This is a genomic window from Streptomyces sp. SLBN-118 (assembly GCF_006715635.1).
Classification (GTDB): domain Bacteria; phylum Actinomycetota; class Actinomycetes; order Streptomycetales; family Streptomycetaceae; genus Streptomyces.
This window is the reverse complement of sequence record NZ_VFNP01000002.1, coordinates 1,872,371-1,887,858: the sequence shown is the minus strand read 5'-3', so window position 1 is coordinate 1,887,858 and position 15,488 is coordinate 1,872,371. Positions and strand designations below refer to the sequence as shown.

The following is a 15,488-nucleotide window of genomic DNA, read 5'->3' as shown; positions in this document are numbered from 1 at the left end:
GCAACCCCCGTGCGTCGAGCGGCCGTTGAGCGCCCGTACGGGTCTGCCGAAGCAAATTCGCCTTGTCCTGCCGGGAGATACCGCCATGTCCGCACGCCCGAACGCCGCTGTCACCGCCGCGTCTTCTGCCTCCTCCGCCGCGTCCGCCGTCTTCGACTCCTCCGCCTGCCCCGTCTCCGACTCCTCCGCCCGCTCCGGGTCCGCGGACCCCGCCTGTGCGGCGCCGCTGCCGGTGCTCGGCCGCGATGTGACCGTCCCGCTCGTGACCGGCGGCGAGGTCACCTACGCCGCCCTCGACTACGCGGCCAGCGCCCCTGCCCTGCAGCGGGTGTGGGACGACGTCGCCGCGTACGCGCCCTACTACGGCAGCGTCCACCGCGGCGCCGGGTACCTCTCGCAGCTGTCCACCGACCTCTTCGAGAACAGCCGTGTCGCGGTCGCCGAGTTCCTCGACTGCCGCCCGGGCGACCAGGTCGTCTTCACCCGGTCGACCACGGACTCCCTCAATCTGCTGGCGTCCGTGCTCCCCGCGGACTGCGAGGTCTTCGTCTTCGAGACCGAACACCATGCCTCGCTGCTGCCCTGGAGGTCCTCCCGGGTGACCTGTCTCAGCGCCCCGCGCACCCCGGCCGAGGCGGTCCGCACGCTGGAGCACGCGCTCGCCGCCCGCGACCCGTACGGCCCCGCGCTGGTCTGCGTGACAGGCGCGTCGAACGTCACCGGTGAACTGTGGCCGGTCAAGGAGTTGGCGGCCGCGGCGCACGCGCACGGCGCGCGGATCGTCCTGGACGCGGCTCAGCTCGCCCCGCACCACCCGGTCTCCGTGCAGGACCTGGACGTCGACTGGGTTGCCTTCTCCGGGCACAAGCTGTACGCCCCGTTCGGCTCGGGTGTGCTCGCGGGCCGTGCGGACTGGCTGCAGGAGGCAGAGCCGTACCTCGCGGGCGGCGGTGCCTCGCGCAAGGTGGCCCGCCGCGCGGACGGCGGCGTGGACGTCGACTGGCACACAACGGCGGCCCGCCACGAGGCCGGCTCGCCGAACGTCATCGGGGTCTACTCCATCGCCTCCGCCTGCAAGGCGCTCACCGAGGCCGGTTTCGACCGGCTCGTCGCGCGGGAGCAGCAGCTTGTGGCGACGGTGCGCGCGGGTCTCGCGGAGGTCCCGGAGGTGAAGGTCCTCTCGCTCTTCGGCGACGAGGCCCCACGCGTCGGCGTCATCTCGTTCGTGGTCGAGGGCTGGAACAGCTCGCACTTCGCCGCGGCGCTCTCGGCGGAGTACGGCATCGGCGTCCGGGACGGCCTGTTCTGCGCCCATCCGCTTCTGCGCACCCTGCTCGGCACCGACCCGCAGGACCCGGGCGAGTGCGGCGCCCCGGAGGCCGAGCCGGGCCGGCCCTCGCTCAACGCGATCCGGGTCAGCTTCGGGGCGGGTACGCCGGACGAGCACGTGGAGCGCTTTGTACGGGCGGTCAGGGAACTGGTCACGGACGGCGCGAAGTGGACCTACCGCACGGAGGACGGCCGCTGCGTCCCGGCGGTCTGACCAGGGGCTCGGCCCCGGCTGCCGGAAGGCCCGGAGGCGCTACGCGTCGAGGCCGATCGCGAACGCCGCCTCCAGGTCGTGCTGGGAGTACGTACGGAACGCGACATGCGTGTCCGTACCCTCCACCCCCGGGATCTTGCTGATCCGGCCGGGGATGACGTCCGCCAGGTCGTCGTGCTTGGCCACCCGCACCATGGCGATGAGGTCGTACGTGCCGGTGACCGAGAAGACCTCGCTCACGCTGTCGAGCGCGGCGATCGACTCGGCGATCTCGGGGATGCGGTCCACACTGGTCTTGATGAGCACGATCGCGGTGATCACGGCTGGCGTTCTCCCTCAGTGGCCGCTGCTTGGGCCTTCACTCTAGTACCACGGCGGAAGCGTCCCCAGGCGTACAGAAACCCGACTCCGAACCCCACCAGATGCGCCAGATACGCCACCCCCGGGCCGCTGCCCGCGCCCTGGGCGGCCAGCCACTGCAGGACGAACCAGAAGATCAGCACGATCCACGCGGGGAAGCGAAGCGGCAGGAAGAAAAGGAATGGGAAGAGACTGGTGACCCGGGCCTTCGGGAAGAGGTACAGGAACGCGCCGAGCACCCCCGAGATCGCCCCGGACGCTCCCACCAGGGTCTGATCGGATTCGGCGTTGGCCACCGCGTAGGCGAGCAGGGCGAGGTAGCCGCAGCCGGCGTAGAAGAGGGCGAACTCCAGCCGTCCGATGTGTTCCTCGGCCATCGCCCCGAAGACGTAGAGGAAGAGCATGTTGCCGAGCAGGTGCAGCCAACTGCCGTGGACGAAGAGGGCGGTGAACGGGGTGCGGAGGGCGCCGGGGGAGCCGCTGATCAGTTCGGCGGGGATCACGCCCCACCGCTCGAAGTACCCGCTCTGCGCGGCGAGCAGCGCGTCATCGGTGCCGTACACCGGATTGAGGCCTGAGACCGGACTGATCACGAACACGGCACAACATACGGCGATCACGCCGTATGTCACCGCGGGCCCGGTGACCGCGCCCCGGACCGCACCCCGCCAACCGATCATGGACAGAGCATGGCGTAGGGGGACCGAACGGTACAGGGTGCCTCGCCGCATCATGGGGTACCTGCGAGGCCGTAGGGTTACGGGCAGTACACCCGCAGTTCGACGGCGCACGGCGGCATCCGCACCACGCACGACGAAAGAGGACGGCACGATGACGACGGTTCCCTCGCCGACCGCCACGACCCGCTGGCGCTGCATGCTCTGCGGCAACCTCACGCGCTTCGACGTCACCCGCTCCTCCAAGGTCGTCGAGTACGTCCATCTGGACCTGGCCGGGGAGCCGACGGTCGAGGAGCGCGAGGTGGTCAGTGAGACCATCGAGTCGGTGCGCTGCCGTTGGTGCAACGCGGTGGACCGGATCGAGCTGGTGGACAGGCCGGGCGCCGGCTCCTGAGGGAGCGGCCCGAAAGGGTAGTGGGGTGACGGATCGTGGAGCAGCCTGAGAACGGCGCGGAGCCGGCCAGTGCGGCCGGTGACGCGGCCGAGGCTCTCGACCGCCCGCTGCCGGAGGGCGTACGGCGCAGAGTCGTCGCGCTGATCTCGGACGCGTTCGGCGGACTGACCGTCGCCGAACTTCCCACCCAGCTGCGGCAGTACGCCCGATTCACCCCGACTCGTCGGGCCAAGTTCGCGGGCAATGCGATGGCCGCCGCCCTGGAGGGCGACCCGGTTTTCCGCCGGCGCATCGGCGAGCGGCTCAGCCAGGCGCAGCCGGAGCTGTCCGCCGCGCTGGAGTCCGGATCACCTCCCGCGGCCGCCGATCCGGTGGATGTTGCGGCCGCGGCATATGTCCTGCGGCCCACCGGATGGGTGAAACTTGTCGCCGCCGCGGGCGAGGAGGCCCAGCGCGCCGATGCCGAGCGCGCGGACGAGGCGGGCCGGCGGGAGCTGGAGCGGCTGCGGGAGGAGCTCACCGAGGCGCGCGGGCTGATCAAGAGCGAGAGCGAGCGGCTGCGTACGGAGCTGGAGGCGGCTCGCAAGGAAGCCGAATCGCTTCGCCGCAGGCTGCGCAGCGTCGAGAACGACATGAAGCGCGCCGCTGCCGCCCTGCGCCGCAGGGACGCCGACATCGAGGTCATCAAGTCGGAGGCCGCCGCCCAGGTCTCGGCTGCCGAGAGCGAGAGCCGGCGGCTCAAGGCGCGCCTCGGCGAGGCGGAGGCGGCGGTCGAGGCGGGCCGCCGGGCAGCCCGCGAGGGCCGCTCGGTCGAGGACATGCGGCTGCGGCTGCTGCTGGACACGGTCCTCGACGCGGCCCAGGGGCTGCGCCGCGAACTGGCCCTGCCGCCCGCCGCCCTGCACCCCGCCGACACGGTCGACGCGGTCGAGCCGGGCCGGATGTCCCCCAAGGACATCGCGGCCCGCGCGCTTTCCGAGACCGATCCCGCGCTGCTCGACCAGCTGCTCGCGCTGCCGCAGGCGCATCTGGTGGTGGACGGCTACAACGTGACCAAGACCGGCTATCCGGCGATGCCTTTGGAGAAGCAGCGGCTGCGGCTGCTCGGCGGGCTCTCGGTCCTCGCGGCGCAGACAGGCGCCGAGATCACCTGTGTCTTCGACGGGGCCGAGCTGGCGGCCCCGGTGCTGCTCGCGCCGCCGCGGGGGGTGCGGGTGCTGTTCTCAAAGCCGGGTGTGACCGCCGACGAACTGATCCGCCAGCTCGTCCGCGCGGAGCCGCCGGGCCGGCCCGTGGTGGTGGTCTCCACCGACCGCGAGGTCGCCGACGGAGTGGCGAAGGCGGGCGCCAGGCCCGTCGCGTCCGTCTTGTTGCTGAAGCGGCTTTCGCGGGTCTAAATAACTCCCGTACCTAATGCCCGAATTCGACCTGTCTTGACTGAACGTAGTGTCAAGTGGCCACTACTACGCGTGTGATGCGAGTAAAGAATGCGCTCGGCGGCTGAGATTTTTCTCGACAGGATTTGAACTGATCACAAGAAGGTCACTAGGGTCGGGCCTCGAACCTTCGCGCGGTTGATCGCCCACCCGGGGCGGACAGTGAAGGTACCGCCGAATCTGTGCAGTTCAGCCTGTTTTGCGGGGGTGCTGAACGTGCGGAGCCGGGGATTCAACCCCCCACAGCCCGGTAGGCGGCTCGAGGAAGAAGGAGCTCGCCTTCGTGGCGTCCCACCGTCGACCCAAGCAGCCGAGCCGCACCCGCGTGACCGTGCTCACCGCGACCGCCGCCGCGGCCGTCGCTCTGACCTCCCAGGCCGCCCAGGCCCAGCCGAAGCCGAGCAAGAGCGAGGTCAAGGAGAAGGTCGACAAGCTCTACGAAGAGGCTGAGGCGGCCACCGAGAAGTACAACGGTGCCAAGGAGCAGCAGTCCAAGCTCCAGAAGCAGGTCGACGCGATCCAGGACAAGGTCGCCCGCGGCCAGGACGAGCTCAACACCCTGCGCGACGGCCTCGGTTCGGTGGCCAGCGCCCAGTACCGCTCCGGCGGCATCGACCCCGCGGTGCAGCTGTTCCTCTCCTCGGACCCGGACACCTACCTGGACAAGGCCTCCGCGCTGGACCAGCTGGGCGCCAAGCAGACCGAGGCGCTGAACGAGATCCAGGCCAAGCAGCGGACGCTCGCGCAGCAGCGCAAGGAGGCCCAGGACAAGCTGGGCGACCTCGCCGACACGCGCAAGCAGCTGGGCGCCAAGAAGAAGGAAGTCCAGACCAAGCTCGCCGCCGCGCAGAAGCTCCTCAACTCGCTGACCGCGCAGGAGCGCGCCGCGCTCTCCGCCGACGAGTCCCGCGCAAACCGTGACAACTCGCGCGCGGACCTCGGTAACTCGGTCCCCGCCTCGCAGCGTGCGGGCGCAGCCTTCGCGGCCGCGCAGAGCAAGATAGGTTCGCCGTACGTCTACGGCGCCTCGGGTCCCAGCTCCTTCGACTGCTCGGGGCTGACCTCCTGGGCGTACTCGCAGGCCGGTGTCTCCATACCGCGCACCTCCCAGTCGCAGGCCAACGCCGGTACGCGTATCTACTCGCAGAGCGGGCTCCAGCAGGGCGACCTGGTCATCTTCTACGGCGACATGCACCACGTCGGCCTCTACGCGGGCAACGGTCAGGTGCTGCACGCCCCGAAGCCCGGTGCCAGCGTGCGCTACGAGTCGATCAACAACATGCCGTTCCAGTTCGGCGTGCGTATCTGACACGCGCCGCGCCCGCCCAAACGGGCGAATTGCGTCAACTGCCGCTGACGTCGCGCCCCGCCGGTGACCTGTGGTCTCCGGCGGGGCGTCACTTTGTGTGCCCGCAGTGGTCTTTGGACGCTGTGTGCTCGCCCGGCTACTCTCTGCCGCGCAACACCCTCGTACATGTCGTACAGCGGAAGGGAGCGCGGCCCGTGGCGTCCCACAGACGGCCCTCACAGCCCGGCCTCACTCACACCGGCCGGGTTTCCGTCCTGTCCGCGGCGGCGGCAACCGCCGCCGCGGCACTCGGCGCCGCTCCGGCGAGCGCCGACCCGCAGGACACGACGGAGACCACCCGCACCAGGGTCGACCGGCTCTACGAGGAGGCCGAGCAGGCCACCGAGGAGTTCAACAAGGCCGGTGAACGGGTGGAGCGGCTGCGCAAGCAGGTGACGCGGGCGCAGGACCGTGTGGCCCGCGGGCAGGAGCGCATCAACCGGATGCGGGGAGCGCTCGGTTCGGTGGCGGGCGCGCAGTACCGCTCGGGTGGCATGGACCCCGCGCTCGCCCTGCTGCTTTCCGAGGACCCGGACAGCTATCTCGACAAGGCCGCGACACTGGACCGCATCGGCGAGCTCCAGGCGAGTGCCCTGCACGATCTGCGGCTGGCGCAGCGACGGCTCGGACAGGAGCGCGCGGAGACCTCCCGCGACCTTGCCGAACTGGAGCACAGCCGGGTGGCCGTCGCCCGGCACAAACGCACCGTCGAGCGCAAACTCACCGAGGCCCAGCGGCTGCTGAACTCCCTGCCGTCCGAGTACCGTGCCGGCTACGACCGGGCCTCGCGCTCCGGCCGCGACGCGATGCCGGAGCTCTCCGGCCTCGCACCCGCATCCGCGCGCGCGGCCGCCGCGGCGAGGGCGGCCCGCAGCGCGGTGGGCCGCCCGTACGTGTGGGGCGCCAACGGGCCCTCGGGGTTCGACTGTTCGGGCCTGACGCAGTGGTCGTACGCCCAGGCGGGAGTCGCGCTGCCGCGCACCTCGCAGGCGCAGCGGTACGCGGGCCGGCAGGTCCCGCTGTCCGAGGCGCGGCCCGGCGACCTCGTGGCGTACCGCAGTGATGCGAGTCATATCGCGATGTACATGGGCAACGGCCAGGTCATCCACGCGCCCTACCCCGGTGCGCCGGTGCGCTACGACCCGGTCGGCATGATGCCCATCTCGTCGGTCACCCGCGTCTGAGGCCCCGTTCCGTTCGGCGCAGCTTTCCGTACGATCGGCACTGTGGCAGGTCAGGGGCGCGCACGGCGCAGGGCGATTCGGCACGCGGCGGGTCTCGTACTCACCGCGGCCCTGCTGGCGTCCGGCTGCGCTGCCCCCGAGGCGTCCGACACCACCGTGCGCGACATCCAGCGCACGCTCGACGAGCGCGCAGCCGCCGTCGTCGGCCATGACGAGAGCGCCTATCTGGGGGCCGTGGACCCCGCCGCGGGGGCGTTGCGGACGGTGGAGCGCCGGGAGTTCCGCAATCTCGCGGATGTGCCGCTCAGTTCCTGGGAGTACCGGCTGGGGGATGTGAAGCGGCAGGGCACACGGGCCGTCGCACAGGCCGAACTGCGCTACCGCATAGCGGGTTACGACACCGCTCCGGTGACCGCGCTGCGCACGCTGGAGCTCACCGAACACGACGGCCGCTGGTACGTCACGGCCGACCGCGCGGGCAAGGGCGGCGGCCGCCAGTTCTGGCAGCAGGGCGACGTCCAGGTGGTGCGCGGCGGACGCAGCCTGGTCCTGGGCGTCGGCCAGGACGGCAAACGGCTGCGCGCCCTCGCCGCCACCGCGGACCGGGCCGTACCGGCCGTCTCGGCCGCCTGGGCCTCCCCCTGGGCCGGGCGCGTCGTCGTGCTGGTCCCCGCATCGCTGGACGCCATGGGAGAGCTGCTGGGCGCTCCCTCGGCCGCGTACCGGGGGATAGCGGCGGTCACCACGGGCGAGACCGCGGCCCCCGGGACGGCGCCCGCGGACCGGGTGATCGTCACTCCCGAGGCGTACGCGGTGCTCGGGGACTACGGCCAGGGCGTCGTGCTCACCCACGAGACCACCCATGTCGCCACCCGCGCGTACACCTCGGCGGCGACCCCGATGTGGCTCTCCGAGGGCTTCGCGGACTGGGTCGCGTACCGCGGCACGGGCAGCACCGCCGGTCAGATCGCCCCCGAACTCCAGCGCGCGGTAGGGCGCGGAGACCTGCCGGCCGTGCTGCCCGCCGACGCGGACTTCGCCTTCGGCGGCGAGGGGGACCGGCTGGCGCGGGCGTACGAGGGCGGCTGGCTGGCGTGCGAACTGATCGCGGAGCGCTGGGGCGAGCAGAAACTGACCGCCTTCTACCGGGCGGTCGGCCGGGGCAGACACCGCGCGGGCGCGGTCCAGAAGGCCATGGCGGATGTGCTGGGGACGGCGCCCGCGGACTTCACAGCGCGCTGGCGGGAGTATCTGCAAGAGCGGCTGGACGGCTGAGCCGGGCCTCGGCCTGTCAGGAGGAGAGCAGCGCGTTGTCGCGGGTCGACTGAGCGGGCAGCAGCTTGCGGCGGCGCGGCTCGGTGACCGTCTGGCGCCACAGCCGCACGCAGGCCGTCAGTGTCGCCGCGACCAGCAGCCCGTTGCGTACGGCCAGCAGCGCCACGCCCAGCGGGTCGCTCTGCACCACATGCGCGAACCCGACGGGGAACTCCAGCAGCGTGACGCCCGTCGCCGCGAGCACCAGCCAGGCGGGCAGCCCCATCCGGCTGCGCCGGAAGACCAGCGCGGCGGCGGCCAGAGAGACCAGCCAGATCAGGTACTGGGGGCTGATCACCCGGCTCGTGGTGGTGAACATCAGCACGGCCGTGAAGGCCGCGTCGCACAGCGTGCTCGGCGCGAACTTCTTCGCGCACAACCGCCACAGCAGCAGCCAGCCGAACGCGACGGCGGTGAGGGCCAGCGCGAGTGCGGAAACCAGCGAGACGTGGGGGCCGACGAACTCCACCGAGCCGTAGTTCAGCAGCACCCTGCCGTCCCAGCCGTAGTGCCGGGCCACATGGAAGGCGAGCGCGCCCAGCGACTCGATCTCCGTGCCGCGCTCGCGCTGGAAGGTGAGGAACGCGAGCGCGCCCGGCATCGCAGAGACGAACAGCAGCATCAGGGCGGCCGCCGCGCCCGCCGCGGTGGCCCAGGAGCGGATCGTCGCCCGGCCGCGCGGAGTGCCCGTGAGCACCAGCAGGGGCCAGACCTTCAGCAGCGCACCGAAGGCCGCCAGCGCGCCCAGGACGCGTGGACGGCGCGCCCCGGCAAGGAGGGCGGCCACGGCGACGCCCGTGACCATCAGGTCGTAGCGGGCGTACGCGGTGGGCCCGAGCAGTGTCACACCCGCCACCCAGACCCAGGTGCCGCGCTGGGACTTGCCCGGCCGCCCGCCCGCGTAGAGCAGCAGCGAGAGGACCAGCGCGTCGCAGAGCAGGACGAGCACGAAGAAGGCGGCGGCATAGCCCAGGACGGGCAGCAGAGCGGGGGAGAGGATGGCGAGCGCGGCGGCGGGCGGGTACTGCCAGGTGACGTCGTCCATGGGGAAGTGGCCGGTCTTCAGGACCTCGTACCAGCTTTGGTAGATCCCCGAGACATCGGTGGTGACATCGAGGCCCGGGAAGGCGACGACCTTGAGGACACAGAGCATCAGCGCGGTTCTGGTGAGGATCCACACCACGAGCGGAAGGCGCCTGTCGCCACCGCTCGCGCTGTCACTCCCGCTTGCGACGCCCGCCATGAGCACCCCATCCCATTCGTGCCGATTTATGGGTGCCCATGATGCCGGGCGAGGCGGCTCGGGAGCGGTGAGGCAGGGCCGTTCGGTACTGTCGGCGGCGATGCACAAGACCTTGATCGTGACCAACGACTTCCCGCCCAGGCCCGGCGGAATCCAGGCGTTCCTGCACAACATGGCGCTGCGCCTGGACCCGGAACAGCTCGTCGTCTACGCCTCCACCTGGAAGCGCGGGCACGAGGGCTACGAGGCGACCGCGGCCTTCGACGCCGAGCAGCCCTTCACCGTCGTACGCGACCGTACGACCATGCTGCTTCCGACTCCGCGGGTCACCCGGAGGGCGACCCGGCTGCTGCGCGAGCACGGCTGTGAGTCGGTGTGGTTCGGGGCAGCCGCCCCGCTCGGGCTGATGGCTCCGGCTCTGCGCAAGGCGGGCGCACGGCGGCTGGTGGCCACCACACACGGCCACGAGGCGGGCTGGGCGCAGCTGCCCGCGGCCCGGCAACTCCTGCGCCGCATCGGCGAGGGCACGGACACGGTCACTTATCTGGGCGAGTACACCCGCTCACGCATCGCCGCCGCGCTGACGCCTCAGGCGGCGGCTCGCATGGTCCAACTCCCGCCCGGCGTAGACGAGAAGACCTTCCACCCCGGCTCGGGCGGGGACCTGGTCCGCGCCCGCCTCGGGCTCAGCGGCCGTCCGGTCGTGGTGTGCGTCTCGCGGCTGGTGCCGCGCAAGGGACAGGACACCCTGATCCGCGCGATGCCCGCCGTCCTGGCGAAGGTGCCGGACGCCGTGCTGCTGATCGTGGGCGGTGGACCGTACGAGAACGAGCTGAGGGGCCTGGCCGCCGAGAGCGGGGTCGAGGGTTCCGTGCGTTTCACGGGCGCCGTTCCCTGGGCGGAGCTTCCGGCGCACTTCGGCGCGGGCGACGTCTTCGCCATGCCCTGCCGCACCCGTAGGGGCGGCCTGGATGTCGAGGGCCTCGGGATCGTGTACCTGGAGGCATCCGCGACGGGTCTTCCGGTGGTCGCGGGCGACTCGGGCGGTGCCCCCGACGCCGTACTCGACGGAGAGACGGGCTGGGTCGTCCGCGGCGGCTCGGCCGAGGAGTCGGCCGAACGGATCGTGGCGCTGCTCGAAGATCCCGAGCTGAGGCGGCGGATGGGGGAGCGCGGCCGGGCGTGGGTCGAGGAGAATTGGCGCTGGGACCTGCTGGCCCAGAAGCTGCGGACGCTTCTCTGAGGCACGCCGGGCCCGGGCACCGCTCGGGGGCGCCGCCCGGCGCCCCCGGAGCCTGCACCGCGGCCTTCAGCCGCGGTAGATCGCCTCGATCTCGTCGGAGAAGTCCTTCGCCACCACATTGCGCTTCAGCTTCAGCGACGGCGTGATGTGGCCCGCCTCTTCGGTGAACTGGGAGGAGAGGATGCGGAATTTGCGCACCGACTCCGCCTTGGACACGGCCGCGTTGCCGTCGTCCACCGCCCGCTGGACCTCCGCCAGCAGATCGGCGTCATCGCGCAGCGACGCCGCCGTCGAACCGGCCGGCTTGCCGTGGTCCGAGGCCCAACGCCCCAGGAACTCCTCGTCGATGGTGACCAGCGCGCCCACGAAGGGCCGTCCGTCGCCCACGACCATGCACTCCGAGACCAGTGCGTGCGCGCGGATGCGGTCCTCGATCACGGCGGGAGCGACGTTCTTGCCGCCCGCGGTGACCAGGATCTCCTTTTTGCGGCCTGTGATCGCGAGGTAGCCGTCCTCGTCCAGGGTGCCGATGTCGCCGGTGTGGAACCAGCCGTCGGTCAGCGCCTCCGCGGTCGCGGCTTCGTTGTTCCAGTAGCCCTTGAAGACATGCTCGCCGTGCAGCAGGATCTCGCCGTCGTCGGCGATCCGCACCACGGAGCCCGGCAGCGGCTGGCCCACCGTGCCGATCTTCTGCCGGTCCCACGGGCTGAACGCGGTCGCCGCACACGACTCGGTCAGGCCGTAGCCCTCCAGGACAGTGAAGCCGATGCCGCGGTAGAAGTGGCCGAGGCGCTCGCCCAGCGGCGCCCCGCCGGAGATCGCGTACTCGCCGCGCCCGCCGAGTACCGCACGCAGCTTGCTGTAAACGAGCCGGTCGAAGACCTTGTGCTTGAACCTGAGACCGATCGAGGGGCCCTCGGGAGTGCCCAGCGCACGGCTGTAGGTGATGGCCGTGTCCGCGGCCTTGTCGAAGATCTTGCCCTTGCCGTCCGCCTGGGCCTTCGCCCGCGCCGAGTTGTAGACCTTCTCGAAGACGCGCGGCACGCCGAGGAGCAACGTCGGCCGGAAGGAGGCGAGTTCGTCGGTGAGGTTCTTGATGTCCGACACGCAGCCGAGCTTGATGGGAGCCATCACGGCCGCCAGTTCGACCATGCGGCCGAAGACGTGCGCGGCCGGGAGGAAGAGCAGCACCGAGCTCTCGCCCGTACGGAACAGGGGCCTCAGGCGCTCGACCAGGTTTCCGCACTCCGCGAAGAAACTGCGGTGGGTGAGCACACAGCCCTTGGGGCGGCCGGTGGTGCCCGAGGTGTAGACGATCGTCGCCGCGTCGTCCGCCTTGGCGCTGGCGCTGCGGTCGTCGACCGTCTCGTCGGCGACCTCGGCGCCCGCGGCGGTCAGTTCCTCGATCGCGCCGTTCTCGATCTGCCAGACGTGCCGAAGGCCGGGCAGCCGGTCGCGTACGGACTCGACGGCGGCGGCGTGCGCGTCGCTCTCGACGATCACCGCGACCGCATCCGAGTCACCGAGGATCCACTGGACCTGCTCGGCCGAGCTGGTTTCGTACACCGGGACGGTGACGGCGCCCGCGCTCCAGATCGCGAAGTCCAGCTGCACCCACTCGTAGCGGGTGGGGGACATCAGGGCGACCCGGTCACCGGGGCGCACGCCGACGGCGATCAGGCCCTTGGCGGCGGCCCGCACCTCGGCCAGGAACTGGGTGGCGGTGACGTCCGTCCAGGCGCCCGCCACCTTTCTGCCCATGACCGCGACATCGGGATGTATGGCGGCATTGCGGCGGATGAGATCCGTCAGATTGCCGTCAGAGGGGACCTCGTACAGGGCCGGAAGACTGAACTCGCGCAAGACTGCTGCTCCTCATCGGGCTCCGGCGCCACGGCTCTGTGTGATGCACCGGCTGCGGTCCAAGATCGGGCAGGTGCTCATTGGGGGGTGAGCACGACTGGACTGCCCGGACGTTACCCACCAGTACTCGGTTCGGGATAGGGGGTTCCGGCCAGATGTTCCCTGCGTCACACGCGTATGGCATCGGTTGTGGCATCGCTCCGCGAGCGTAGTCCACACCTGTCATGACTCGGAAGAACGACCGGTCCGCCCCCACTACCCGGCCCCGACGAGGCAGTCCTAGGGTGATCGTCATGCGAGGCATGCGAGTCAACGTGATCAGTGACGTGCACGGCAACGCCAAGGACCTCGCCAGGGCGGGGGACGGCGCGGATGCCCTCATCTGCCTGGGTGACCTCGTGCTCTTCCTCGACTACGCCGACCACTCGCGCGGTATCTTCCCCGACCTCTTCGGCGTCGACAACGCCGATCTGATCGTGGAACTGCGCACCGCCCGCCGCTTCGACGAGGCCCGCGAACTGGGCCGCAGGCTCTGGGGCGAGCTGCGACTGGACCGGGAGAGTGCCATCGAGTCTGCGGTGCGACGCCAGTACGCCGAGTTGTTCGCCGCCTTTCCCGCCCCGACGTACGCCACCTACGGCAATGTCGACATACCTGCCCTCTGGCCGGAGTACGCGCGCCCGGGCACCACGGTCCTTGACGGGGAGCGCGTCGAGATCGGCGGCCTGACCTTCGGCTTCGTCGGCGGAGGACTGCGCACGCCGATGCGCACCCCGTTCGAGATCTCCGACGAGGAGTACGCGGCCAAGATCGAGGCGATCGGCGAGGTCGACGTGCTCTGCTCGCACATCCCGCCGGAGGTCCCCGAGCTGACCTACGACACGGTCGCGCGCCGCTTCGAACGCGGCAGCCACGCGCTGCTCGCCGCGATCCGCCGCACCCGCCCCCGGTACGCCCTGTTCGGCCACGTCCACCAGCCGCTCGTCGACCGGATGCGCATCGGCGCCACGGAGTGCGTCAACGTCGGGCATTTCGCCTCCACCGGCCGGCCCTGGTCACTGCAGTGGTGAGACCGGGCCCGGCGCCGGTGACCAGTCGGGTCGCGGTAGCCTGCACACCACACCACCCCCGGTCGTACCGCACTGTGAGGAGCCGCAGCGATGGCGGAACACACCAGCTCGAGCATCACGATCGAGGCGGCGCCGGCCGACGTGATGGGCGTGATCTCCGACTTCGCCCGCTACCCGGAGTGGACGGGTGAGGTGAAGGAGGCCAAGGTGCTCGCCACCGACGCCAAGGGCCGTGCCGAGCAGGTCCGCCTCGTGCTGGACGCCGGGGCGATCAAGGACGACCACACCCTCGCGTACACCTGGAGCGGCGACAACGAGGTCAGCTGGACGCTGGTCAAGTCCCAGATGCTGCGCGCCATCGACGGCTCGTACACCCTGGCCGCGGTCGGTGGCGGTGACCGTACCGAGGTCACCTACCAGCTGACCGTCGACGTCAAGATCCCCATGCTCGGCATGATCAAGCGCAAGGCCGAGAAGGTCATCATCGACCGCGCCCTGGCCGGTCTGAAGAAGCGCGTCGAAAGCGCGCCCGCCGCCTGATGCGCACGGTCCTCGTCACCGGCCTCGGCGGCGCGGGCCGTACCACCGTCGCCGCCGCCACCGCGCTCCTCGCGGCCGGGCGGGGCAGGCGCACGCTGTTCCTGTCCGCGGAGCCGGGCGACGTCCTCGGCACACCCGTCGCGGGCAGCCTCGCCGAACCGGCGGAAGTCACCGGCGGGCTGTGGGCCGCCCGTATCGAGGCCGGAGCCGCATTCCGCGCGGAGTTCCTGGCCCTTCAGGAGCGAAGCTCCGGCGCGCTCGACCTGCTGGGCGCGAGGCCTCTGGAGGACGAGGAGCTGACCGAGCTCCCCGGCAGCGAGCAGTTCGCGCTGCTGCGCGCGCTGACCGTCGCATCACGCGGCGACTGGGACGTGCTCGTCGTCGACATGCCGCCGCTGCGCGAGACCATTGCCGCGCTCGCCCTGCCCGAACAGCTGCGCCGCTATCTGCGCCGGCTGCTCCCGGTGGAGCGGCAGGCCGCACGGGCGCTGCGCCCGGTGCTCGCCCAGCTGGCGGGCGTGCCGATGCCCGCGCAGTGGCTGTACGCCACCGCCGATCGCTGGGACGGCGAACTGGCCGGTGTGCAAACGGTGATCGAGGCCCGCGGCACGACCCTGCGCCTGGTCGCCGAGCCCTCACCCGCGGCCGCGGACGTCCTGCGAACGGCCCGCTCCGGGCTCGCCCTGCACGGACTGGAGGCCGACACCCTCGTACCGAACCGGATCCTGCCTGGGCAGTCCCCGGACGCCTGGCTCGCCACACTCTGCGCGCAGCAGGAGAAGCACCTGCGCGAGTGGTACGCACAGTGGGCACCCGGAACCCCGCTCCGCGAGGTGAGCCACCTCGGCCGGGACCCGCGCGGCCTCGAAGACCTCGGCGCACTCGCCGAGGACGGCGGACTCGACGTCGAGCCGGTCACGGACCCCGGGCAGCGCAGGGACGACCCCTGGCGGGTCGAGTTCCCCGCCACGGCCGACGGCGGCGAGGGCCCGCTCTATGTCTGGCGCCTCCCGCTGCCCGGCGCCGTGAAGGAGGATGTCTCGCTGGTACGCCGTGGGGATGAACTCCTGGTCACGGTGGGACCGTTCCGCAGGATTGTTCCGCTGCCCTCCGTGCTGCGCCGCTGCACGGTGTCCGGCGCAGGACTCACGGACGGCGCGCTGCGGGTCCGCTTCACGCCGGATCCCGGGCTGTGGCCCCGCGCCCGCTGAACGCTCTGCCTCCATTCGGGTAACGTCGAGCGTACGAGTGGGGCCACCGGACACCCCCA

Annotated in this window: 14 protein-coding genes; 10 read left to right on the top strand and 4 right to left on the bottom strand. The window is 71.3% G+C overall.

Annotation, left to right across the window (positions count from 1 at the left end):
* The first annotated feature begins 85 nt into the window (after positions 1–85).
* Positions 86–1,543: an aminotransferase class V-fold PLP-dependent enzyme gene (locus FBY35_RS27270; protein WP_186357076.1), complete on the top strand. Its 1,458-nt coding sequence runs from the start codon at positions 86–88 to the stop codon at positions 1,541–1,543.
* 39 nt (positions 1,544–1,582) lie between these two features.
* Here the strand turns inward: FBY35_RS27270 and FBY35_RS27265 are convergent, their stop codons facing one another.
* Together FBY35_RS27265 and FBY35_RS27260 are read right to left on the bottom strand one after the other, a co-directional pair.
* On the bottom strand, positions 1,583–1,864 hold the full coding sequence (locus FBY35_RS27265; RefSeq protein WP_005318592.1) for an Lrp/AsnC family transcriptional regulator: 282 nt from the start codon (positions 1,862–1,864) through the stop codon (positions 1,583–1,585).
* On the bottom strand, positions 1,861–2,583 hold the full coding sequence (locus tag FBY35_RS27260; RefSeq protein ID WP_142216617.1) for a rhomboid family intramembrane serine protease: 723 nt from the start codon (positions 2,581–2,583) through the stop codon (positions 1,861–1,863). Before FBY35_RS27260 ends, FBY35_RS27265 begins: the two co-directional genes overlap by 4 nt.
* A gap of 151 nt (positions 2,584–2,734) precedes the next feature.
* Here FBY35_RS27260 and FBY35_RS27255 point away from each other — a divergent pair, with 151 nt between their 5' ends.
* The 5 genes from FBY35_RS27255 (at position 2,735) to FBY35_RS27235 (ending at position 8,220) form a co-directional block, all read left to right on the top strand.
* A complete protein-coding gene (locus FBY35_RS27255; RefSeq protein WP_142216616.1) occupies positions 2,735–2,977 on the top strand; it encodes a hypothetical protein in 243 nt (80 codons plus the stop codon).
* 35 nt (positions 2,978–3,012) lie between these two features.
* Entirely contained in the window at positions 3,013–4,374 is a 1,362-nt protein-coding gene (locus FBY35_RS27250) for an NYN domain-containing protein (protein WP_142216615.1), read from the top strand.
* A 322-nt stretch (positions 4,375–4,696) separates the two neighbouring features.
* A complete protein-coding gene (locus FBY35_RS27245; RefSeq protein WP_142216614.1) occupies positions 4,697–5,722 on the top strand; it encodes a C40 family peptidase in 1,026 nt (341 codons plus the stop codon).
* Positions 5,723–5,916: 194 nt separating this feature from the next.
* The gene (locus FBY35_RS27240; protein ID WP_142216613.1) at positions 5,917–6,945 is read left to right on the top strand and encodes an NlpC/P60 family protein; all 1,029 of its coding nucleotides are present in this window, start codon (positions 5,917–5,919) and stop codon (positions 6,943–6,945) included.
* 42 nt (positions 6,946–6,987) lie between these two features.
* The gene (locus FBY35_RS27235) at positions 6,988–8,220 is read left to right on the top strand and encodes a hypothetical protein (protein ID WP_260848832.1); all 1,233 of its coding nucleotides are present in this window, start codon (positions 6,988–6,990) and stop codon (positions 8,218–8,220) included.
* Between the two features lie 16 nt (positions 8,221–8,236).
* Here the strand turns inward: FBY35_RS27235 and FBY35_RS27230 are convergent, their stop codons facing one another.
* A complete protein-coding gene (locus tag FBY35_RS27230) occupies positions 8,237–9,502 on the bottom strand; it encodes a glycosyltransferase 87 family protein (RefSeq protein WP_142216612.1) in 1,266 nt (421 codons plus the stop codon).
* A gap of 100 nt (positions 9,503–9,602) precedes the next feature.
* Here FBY35_RS27230 and FBY35_RS27225 point away from each other — a divergent pair, with 100 nt between their 5' ends.
* Positions 9,603–10,745: a glycosyltransferase family 4 protein gene (locus FBY35_RS27225; protein WP_142216611.1), complete on the top strand. Its 1,143-nt coding sequence runs from the start codon at positions 9,603–9,605 to the stop codon at positions 10,743–10,745.
* A gap of 66 nt (positions 10,746–10,811) precedes the next feature.
* Here the strand turns inward: FBY35_RS27225 and FBY35_RS27220 are convergent, their stop codons facing one another.
* A complete protein-coding gene (locus FBY35_RS27220; RefSeq protein WP_142216610.1) occupies positions 10,812–12,608 on the bottom strand; it encodes a long-chain fatty acid--CoA ligase in 1,797 nt (598 codons plus the stop codon).
* Between the two features lie 302 nt (positions 12,609–12,910).
* Between FBY35_RS27220 and FBY35_RS27215 the strand changes: the two genes are divergently transcribed.
* The 3 genes from FBY35_RS27215 (at position 12,911) to FBY35_RS27205 (ending at position 15,429) form a co-directional block, all read left to right on the top strand.
* Positions 12,911–13,678 carry a metallophosphoesterase gene (locus tag FBY35_RS27215; RefSeq protein ID WP_142218190.1) on the top strand — a complete coding sequence of 256 codons (768 nt, stop codon included), beginning with the start codon at positions 12,911–12,913 and terminating at the stop codon, positions 13,676–13,678.
* A gap of 90 nt (positions 13,679–13,768) precedes the next feature.
* Positions 13,769–14,218, top strand: a complete 450-nt coding sequence (locus FBY35_RS27210) for an SRPBCC family protein (protein ID WP_142216609.1) — start codon at positions 13,769–13,771, stop codon at positions 14,216–14,218.
* Positions 14,218–15,429: an ArsA family ATPase gene (locus FBY35_RS27205; protein WP_142216608.1), complete on the top strand. Its 1,212-nt coding sequence runs from the start codon at positions 14,218–14,220 to the stop codon at positions 15,427–15,429. Before FBY35_RS27210 ends, FBY35_RS27205 begins: the two co-directional genes overlap by 1 nt.
* Positions 15,430–15,488: the final 59 nt, after the last annotated feature.

Excerpts from the sequence above, each read along its gene's own strand:
- FBY35_RS27260 (WP_142216617.1), bottom strand. The coding sequence starts at position 2,583 with ATGATCGGTTGGCGGGGTGCGGTCCGGGGCGCGGTCACCGGGCCCGCG.
- FBY35_RS27255 (WP_142216616.1), top strand. The coding sequence starts at position 2,735 with ATGACGACGGTTCCCTCGCCGACCGCCACGACCCGCTGGCGCTGCATG.
- FBY35_RS27215 (WP_142218190.1), top strand. The coding sequence starts at position 12,911 with ATGCGAGTCAACGTGATCAGTGACGTGCACGGCAACGCCAAGGACCTC.
- FBY35_RS27225 (WP_142216611.1), top strand. The coding sequence starts at position 9,603 with ATGCACAAGACCTTGATCGTGACCAACGACTTCCCGCCCAGGCCCGGC.
- FBY35_RS27210 (WP_142216609.1), top strand. The coding sequence starts at position 13,769 with ATGGCGGAACACACCAGCTCGAGCATCACGATCGAGGCGGCGCCGGCC.
- FBY35_RS27205 (WP_142216608.1), top strand. The coding sequence starts at position 14,218 with ATGCGCACGGTCCTCGTCACCGGCCTCGGCGGCGCGGGCCGTACCACC.
- FBY35_RS27230 (WP_142216612.1), bottom strand. The coding sequence starts at position 9,502 with ATGGCGGGCGTCGCAAGCGGGAGTGACAGCGCGAGCGGTGGCGACAGG.
- FBY35_RS27270 (WP_186357076.1), top strand. The coding sequence starts at position 86 with ATGTCCGCACGCCCGAACGCCGCTGTCACCGCCGCGTCTTCTGCCTCC.